The organism is Acidocella sp., assembly GCF_035535915.1.
Classification (GTDB): Bacteria; Pseudomonadota; Alphaproteobacteria; order Acetobacterales; family Acetobacteraceae; genus Acidocella.
The window spans coordinates 91,827-97,964 of sequence record NZ_DATLPB010000088.1 but is presented as its reverse complement, the minus strand read 5'-3'; the positions used below and the strand labels follow the sequence as shown (position 1 = coordinate 97,964).

Annotated in this window: 9 protein-coding genes; all 9 read right to left on the bottom strand. The window is 63.4% G+C overall.

What is annotated here, in order from left to right; all coding sequences use genetic code 11:
- Window positions 1–214 precede the first annotated feature (214 nt).
- The 9 genes from rplQ to rpsE all read right to left on the bottom strand — a co-directional run bounded on the left by rplQ (window position 215) and on the right by rpsE (window position 6,131).
- Window positions 215–640, bottom strand: a complete 426-nt coding sequence (rplQ, locus tag VNC39_RS11555) for a 50S ribosomal protein L17 (RefSeq protein WP_325399321.1) — start codon at window positions 638–640, stop codon at window positions 215–217.
- A 21-nt stretch (window positions 641–661) separates the two neighbouring features.
- Entirely contained in the window at window positions 662–1,681 is a 1,020-nt protein-coding gene (locus VNC39_RS11550) for a DNA-directed RNA polymerase subunit alpha (protein WP_325399331.1), read from the bottom strand.
- A gap of 80 nt (window positions 1,682–1,761) precedes the next feature.
- Complete coding sequence (gene rpsK / locus VNC39_RS11545; protein WP_325399319.1) at window positions 1,762–2,151, bottom strand: 30S ribosomal protein S11; 390 nt, start codon at window positions 2,149–2,151, stop codon at window positions 1,762–1,764.
- 39 nt (window positions 2,152–2,190) lie between these two features.
- Window positions 2,191–2,568, bottom strand: coding sequence for a 30S ribosomal protein S13 (rpsM, locus tag VNC39_RS11540; RefSeq protein WP_325399317.1), 378 nt, complete (start codon window positions 2,566–2,568; stop codon window positions 2,191–2,193).
- Between the two features lie 135 nt (window positions 2,569–2,703).
- Window positions 2,704–3,372: an adenylate kinase gene (locus VNC39_RS11535; RefSeq protein ID WP_325399315.1), complete on the bottom strand. Its 669-nt coding sequence runs from the start codon at window positions 3,370–3,372 to the stop codon at window positions 2,704–2,706.
- Window positions 3,373–3,383: 11 nt separating this feature from the next.
- Entirely contained in the window at window positions 3,384–4,721 is a 1,338-nt protein-coding gene (gene secY / locus VNC39_RS11530) for a preprotein translocase subunit SecY (RefSeq protein WP_325399313.1), read from the bottom strand.
- A gap of 123 nt (window positions 4,722–4,844) precedes the next feature.
- Complete coding sequence (rplO, locus tag VNC39_RS11525) at window positions 4,845–5,330, bottom strand: 50S ribosomal protein L15 (protein WP_325399311.1); 486 nt, start codon at window positions 5,328–5,330, stop codon at window positions 4,845–4,847.
- Window positions 5,331–5,353: 23 nt separating this feature from the next.
- Window positions 5,354–5,542 (bottom strand): 50S ribosomal protein L30, encoded by a 189-nt coding sequence (gene rpmD / locus VNC39_RS11520; RefSeq protein WP_325399309.1) that lies wholly within the window; start codon window positions 5,540–5,542, stop codon window positions 5,354–5,356.
- Window positions 5,535–6,131: a 30S ribosomal protein S5 gene (gene rpsE, locus VNC39_RS11515; protein ID WP_325399307.1), complete on the bottom strand. Its 597-nt coding sequence runs from the start codon at window positions 6,129–6,131 to the stop codon at window positions 5,535–5,537. The genes rpmD and rpsE overlap by 8 nt, the downstream gene beginning before the upstream one ends.
- Window positions 6,132–6,138: the final 7 nt, after the last annotated feature.

Sequence of the window (6,138 nt, the reverse complement as noted above, 5' to 3'; positions counted from 1 at the left end):
TCATCACCGCGAAGGTCACGCGGTCATAGGACAGCGCCACCGCGGATTCCTCCGGCAGTTTGCGGTCCATCTCCAGAAACCGGCCGCGCCAGGCCTTGACCTCGACATGGGTGATCGGATCGGGCGCTTTATTCATCGAATTATCCTTCCAACCGCACAAACAAAAAGGGGCAAACCTGCGTTTGCCCCTTTTTCCCTTGGCTTGTCGCCAAACTTATTCTTCCGTCTCGCTCTCGGCGGCGACTTCCGGCTTCGGCCCGCTATCCTGGCCCTTGGCGGAAACGTCGCGGTCGATCAGCTCGATCACCGCCATGTCGGCCGCATCGCCATAGCGCATGCCGGCCTTCAGCACGCGGGTGTAGCCGCCATTGCGGGTCTTGTAACGGGTGGCCAGGGCGTCGAACAGCTTGGCGACGATGGTGTCGTCGCGGAGCTGGTTATACGCTTGGCGCCGGGCGTGCAGCCCGCCGCGCTTGCCGAGCGTGATCAGCTTCTCCGCCACCGGGCGCAATTCCTTGGCCTTCGGCAGGGTGGTGGTGATCTGCTCATGCTTGATGAGCGCGACCGCCATGTTGCGGAACATGGCAGCGCGATGGGAGGAGGTGACGTTGAGTTTACGACCGCTGAGACCGTGACGCATGGTAGTTTTCCTGTTGACTCTTTAGAAGGGTTGGTCCGAGCGCTTGGCCAGTTCCTCGATATTCTCGGGCGGCCAATCGGCGACGGTCATGCCAAGGGAAAGCCCCATGGCGGTCAACACTTCCTTGATTTCGTTCAAGGATTTGCGGCCGAAATTCGGCGTCCGCAACATTTCCTGCTCGCTCTTCTGCACCAGGTCGCCGATGTAAACGATGTTGTCGTTCTTCAGGCAGTTGGCGCTGCGCACGGACAGCTCGAGCTCGTCCACCTTGCGGAGCAGATTGGGGTTGAACGGCAGCTCGACGCGCGGCTCCTCGGGGCGCAGGCGCTGCGGCTCCTCGAAATTCACGAACATGCCGAGCTGGTCCTGCAGGATGCGCGCGGCCAGGGCCACGGCGTCTTCCGGCGTGATCGCGCCGTTGGTCTCGACCTGGAGGATCAGCTTGTCATAGTCGGTGACCTGACCCACGCGGGTCTGCTCGACGCGGTAGGAGACGCGGCGCACCGGCGAATAGATCGCATCGATGGGGATCAGCCCGATCGGCGCATCTTCCGGGCGGTTGGCGGAAGCCGGCTCATAGCCGCGGCCGGCGTTCACCGTGAACTCCATGCCGAGCGTGGCGCCGTCATCGAGGGTGCACAGCACGAGGTCGGGATTCATGATCTCGATGTCATGACCGGCCTGGATCTGGCCGGCCTTGACCTCGCAGGGCCCGGTCGCGGTCAGCACCATGCGCTTCGGCCCCTCGCCATGCATGCGCACGGCCAGTTGCTTGATGTTCAGGACGATGTCGGTCACGTCCTCGCGCACGCCGGAGAGGGTCGAGAATTCATGCAGCACGCCGTCGATCCGCACCGCGGTCACGGCCGCCCCTTGCAGGGACGAGAGCAGCACACGGCGCAGCGAATTGCCGAGCGTCATGCCGAAACCGCGTTCCAGCGGCTCGGCGACGATGGTGGCCACCCGTCCCGCATCGGCGCCGAACTCGATGTCGAGTTGCTCCGGCTTAATCAGCATTTGCCAATTGCGTTGCAGCGACAAATTCGATTCTTTCAACATTCACACCTCCGGCCCGGCGATGAGCGCTCGCGGCGGGCCTCACATCTAAAATCTGTTCCGGCTCAGACGCGGCGACGCTTGCGCGGACGGCAGCCGTTATGCGGAATCGGTGTCAGGTCGCGAATCGCGGAAATCTGGAAGCCCACGGCCTGCAGAGCACGCAGCGCGCTCTCGCGTCCCGAGCCCGGGCCGCTCACCTCGATCTCGAGCATTTCCATGCCGTGCTCGCGGGCCTTGCGGCCGGCGTCTTCAGCGGCGACCTGCGCGGCATACGGCGTGGATTTGCGGCTGCCCTTGAACCCCTGGGTGCCGGCGGTCGACCAGGCGATGGTGTTGCCCTGCGCGTCCGTGATGTTGACAAACGTGTTGTTGAAGCTGGCGAGAACGTGCGCAACACCAGAGATGATGTTCTTGCGTTCTTTCTTACGGGGGCGTGAGGCGGGCTTCGCCATATCGATATTCCTGTAACTGCTGACGTGAGGAGCGAAGGATTACTTCGTGACTTTTTTCTTGCCGGCGATGGCGACGGCCTTACCCTTGCGGGTGCGGGCGTTGGTGTGGGTGCGCTGGCCGCGAACCGGCAGGCCTTTGCGATGACGCAGGCCGCGATAGCAGCCGAGATCGATCAGGCGCTTGATGTTCATCGCGGTCTCGCGGCGCAAATCGCCCTCGACGCGATAGTCACGGTCGATGAGTTCGCGCAGGCGCAGGATCTCATCCTCGGACAGCTCGTTGACCCGGCGCTCCTCCGGAATGGCGAGTGCCGTGCAAATGTCACGAGCCTTCACCGGGCCGATGCCGTAGATGTAACGAAGGCTGATCAGAACACGCTTGTTCGTGGGAATGTTTACGCCGGCAATACGCGCCACGAGGTCTCTCCTGAGGTCATAACAAGTTGCGGCGCCCCGATCGGGAGCGCCGCGAAAGCGGGTTATAGCGGTCGGTCAAACAGAGTCAATGACAATCTATCAAATTTTCGTGAGGATGACGCATTCGTCCCCACCTTACGAGGCCGCCACGACGCCGACCCGGCGCAGCACGGCTTCGATCTGTTGCGCCACGTCTTCCATCGCGGCCATGCCGTCGACGGTGTGGAGCCGGCCCTTGGCCTGGTAATAAGGCAGGATCGGCGCGGTCTGCGCGTTATAAGCGAGCAGGCGCTGGTGCACGGTCTCGGCATTGTCGTCCGCCCGGCGGGTGAACTCCGTGCTGCCGCACACGTCGCAAACGCCGGCCACGCGCGGCTGCTTGAATTTGTCATGATAGCCGGCACCGCATTTGGCGCAGGTGAAGCGGCCGCTGATGCGTTCGACCAGCGCCGCCTCGTCCACCTTCAGCTCGATCACCGCGTCGAGATCCACCGCGGCCTTGTGCAGCAGCAGGTCCAGCGCCTCCGCCTGCGGCACGGTGCGCGGGAACCCGTCGAGGATGAACCCTTTGGCGCAATCCGGCCGGCTGATCCGCTCGCCGATCATGCGGATGATCAGCTCATCGGAAACCAGCCTGCCGGCATCCATGACGCTTTTCGCCTCCAACCCGATCGGCGTACCCGCCTTCACTTCGGCCCGCAGCATGTCGCCCGTGGAAATTTGCGCCACGCCATAGCGCGTTTCCAGCAATTTCGATTGAGTGCCTTTTCCGGCACCGGGCGGGCCCAGCAGAATGAGCTGCACTTTTTGCTCCCTTATTTGCGGCTTTTGCCGCGGTTTTTGCGGATCAGCCCTTCATACTGGTGCGCCAGCAGATGCGATTGGATCTGCGCCACGGTGTCCATCGTCACCGAGACGATGATCAGCAGCGACGTCCCGCCCAGATAGAACGGCAGGGTATAATTGCTGAGCACGAATTCCGGCAGCAGGCAGACGACGCAGAGATAGGCCGCGCCGATCGTGGTGAGCCGCGTCAGCACCGTGTCGAAATATTTCGCGGTGTTGGCGCCGGGGCGGATGCCGGGAATGAACCCGCCATATTTCTTGAGATTCTCCGCCGTCTCCTCCGGGTTGAACACCACCGCGGTGTAGAAATAGGAGAAGAAGATGATCAGGGCGGCGAACAGGAGCATATAGCCCACCTGGCCGTGATTGAGCTGGTGCGCAACGAATTGCAGCCAGCCCGGCCCGCCATGCGAGAAACCGACGATGGTGGCCGGAATCAGCAGCAGGGAGCTGGCGAAAATCGGCGGAATCACGCCTGAGGTGTTCACTTTAAGCGGCATATGGGTGGAATCGCCGCCGAACATTTTCTGGCCGACCTGGCGTTTCGGATATTGCACCAGGATGCGGCGCTGGGCGCGCTCCATGAACACGACGAAGGCGATCACCGCCAGGCCGATGAGCAGGAAGGCAATGATGAACAGCGTGGACAGCGCGCCGGTGCGCCCAAGTTCAAGCAGGTTGGCGATCGCGACCGGCAGGTTGGCGACGATGCCGGCGAAAATGATCAGGCTCATGCCGTTGCCGATACCTCGGGCGGTGATCTGCTCGCCGAGCCACATCAGGAACACGGTGCCGCCGACCAGGGACACGACGCAGGTGAAGGTGAACATCGCCCCGGGGTCGATTACCGCCGAACCGAGCGTCGTCTTCAACGCGGAGAGCCCGACGGAAATGCCATAGGCCTGCACCGCCGCGATCAGCACCGTGAGGTAGCGGGTATATTGGGTGATTTTCTGGCGCCCCGAATCGCCCTCTTTCTTGAGCGCCTCGAGCGCCGGCACCGCCGCCGTCATGAGCTGGATGATGATGCTGGCGCTGATATAGGGCATCACATTCAGCGCGAAAATCGTCATGCGGCCGAGCGCGCCGCCGCTGAACGTGTTGAACATGCCAAGGATGCCGCCGCCGCTCTGCGACATCTGCTGCGCCATCACCGCAGCGTCGATACCCGGCACGGGGATATAGGTGCCCAGGCGAAAGACGATCAGCGCGCCCAAGGTGAACCAGATCCGCTTCTTCAACTCCGTGGCTTTGCCGAACGCACCTAGGTTCAAGCTCGCTGCCATCTGTTCTGCGGCCGATGCCATGCTCTGTCTCTATTTCTTCAGTTTCATGAAAAACGGCGCTTGCCGGTCGACTTCGCGCGACTGGCAAGCGCCGCTTATTCAGCGCCCATTGTGCAGGATTTTATACGGTCCAGGCAATAGGGCTCAGGCCGCCGGCGCTGCTTCCTTCACGACCAGCGTCTTCACCGAACCGCCGGCCTGCTCGACCGCGGCAACCGCCGCCGCCGAGGCGCCGGACACTTCGATGGTGAGCGCGCGGGTGATGGTGCCCTTGGCGAGCAGGCGAACACCGTCCACCTTGCCCAGACGCACCACGCCGGCCTGCGCCAGAACCGCCTCGGTGATCGGCTGCTTCGCATCCAGCTTGCCGGACTCGCACGCCGCTTCCAGCGTGCTGAGATTCAGCGGCGCGTATTCCTTGCGGTGGATGTTGTTGAAGCCGCGCTTGGGCAGACGGCGGTAGAGCGGCATCTGACCGCCCTCGAAGCCGTTCAGCGCCACGCCTTCACGCGCCTTCTGACCCTTCACACCCTTACCGGAGGTCTTGCCCTTGCCGGAGCCGATGCCGCGGCCGAGCCGCTTGGACTTCAGCCGCGCGCCGGGGTTGTCGCGAATTTCATTGAGTTTCATGACAGAACCTTACCTGAACCGGCTTACGCCAGCTCCTCTACCTTGAGCAGGTGAGCCACCTTGTTCACCATGCCGCGCACTTCCGGCGTCGCCACCGCTTCGCGGCTCTTGCCGATCTTGTTCAGCCCGAGCCCGATCAGGGTCGCCTGCTGGCCCGGCTTCTGTCCGTTGCCGGACTTCACCTGGGTGATGCGGATTTTCGTCTCAGACATCGCTCGCCTCCACCGCCGCGTCCTTGTGCGCCGCGCCGAACAGATCCGCGACCTTCTTGCCGCGGCGCGAAGCCACGAGGCGCGGGCTGGTCACGCCGCTCAGCGCCGCGAAGGTCGCCTTCACCACGTTGTGCGGGTTGCGGCTGCCGAGTGATTTCGCCACGACATCACCGATGCCCAGCGTCTCGAACACCGCGCGCAGCGGGCCGCCGGCGATGATGCCGGTACCGGCGGAAGCCGAGCGGATCACCACATGACCGGCGCCGAACTGGCCCGTGATGTCATGGTGCAGCGTGCGGCCTTCCTTCATCGGGACGCGGATCATGGTCTTCTTGGCGCGTTCGGTCGCCTTGCGGATCGCTTCGGGAACTTCGCGCGCCTTGCCGGCGCCGTAGCCGACGCGACCCTTCTGGTCACCCACCACCACGAGCGCGGCAAACGCGAACCGACGGCCGCCCTTCACCACTTTCGCCACGCGGTTGATGGTCACCAGCTTGTCGACGAGACCGTCATCGGCCTCCCGATCGCGGTCGCGCTCGCGCTCCCGGCCCCTGCCGCCACCGCCGCCTTCACGTGCTTCGCGTGCCATAATTCTG

What these genes read in the sequence shown, in the direction of transcription:
- rplQ (WP_325399321.1), bottom strand. Translation starts at nt 640, where the DNA reads ATGCGTCACGGTCTCAGCGGTCGTAAACTCAACGTCACCTCCTCCCAT.
- rpsK (WP_325399319.1), bottom strand. Translation starts at nt 2,151, where the DNA reads ATGGCGAAGCCCGCCTCACGCCCCCGTAAGAAAGAACGCAAGAACATC.
- secY (WP_325399313.1), bottom strand. Translation starts at nt 4,721, where the DNA reads ATGGCATCGGCCGCAGAACAGATGGCAGCGAGCTTGAACCTAGGTGCG.
- rplO (WP_325399311.1), bottom strand. Translation starts at nt 5,330, where the DNA reads ATGAAACTCAATGAAATTCGCGACAACCCCGGCGCGCGGCTGAAGTCC.
- rpmD (WP_325399309.1), bottom strand. Translation starts at nt 5,542, where the DNA reads ATGTCTGAGACGAAAATCCGCATCACCCAGGTGAAGTCCGGCAACGGA.
- rpsE (WP_325399307.1), bottom strand. Translation starts at nt 6,131, where the DNA reads ATGGCACGCGAAGCACGTGAAGGCGGCGGTGGCGGCAGGGGCCGGGAG.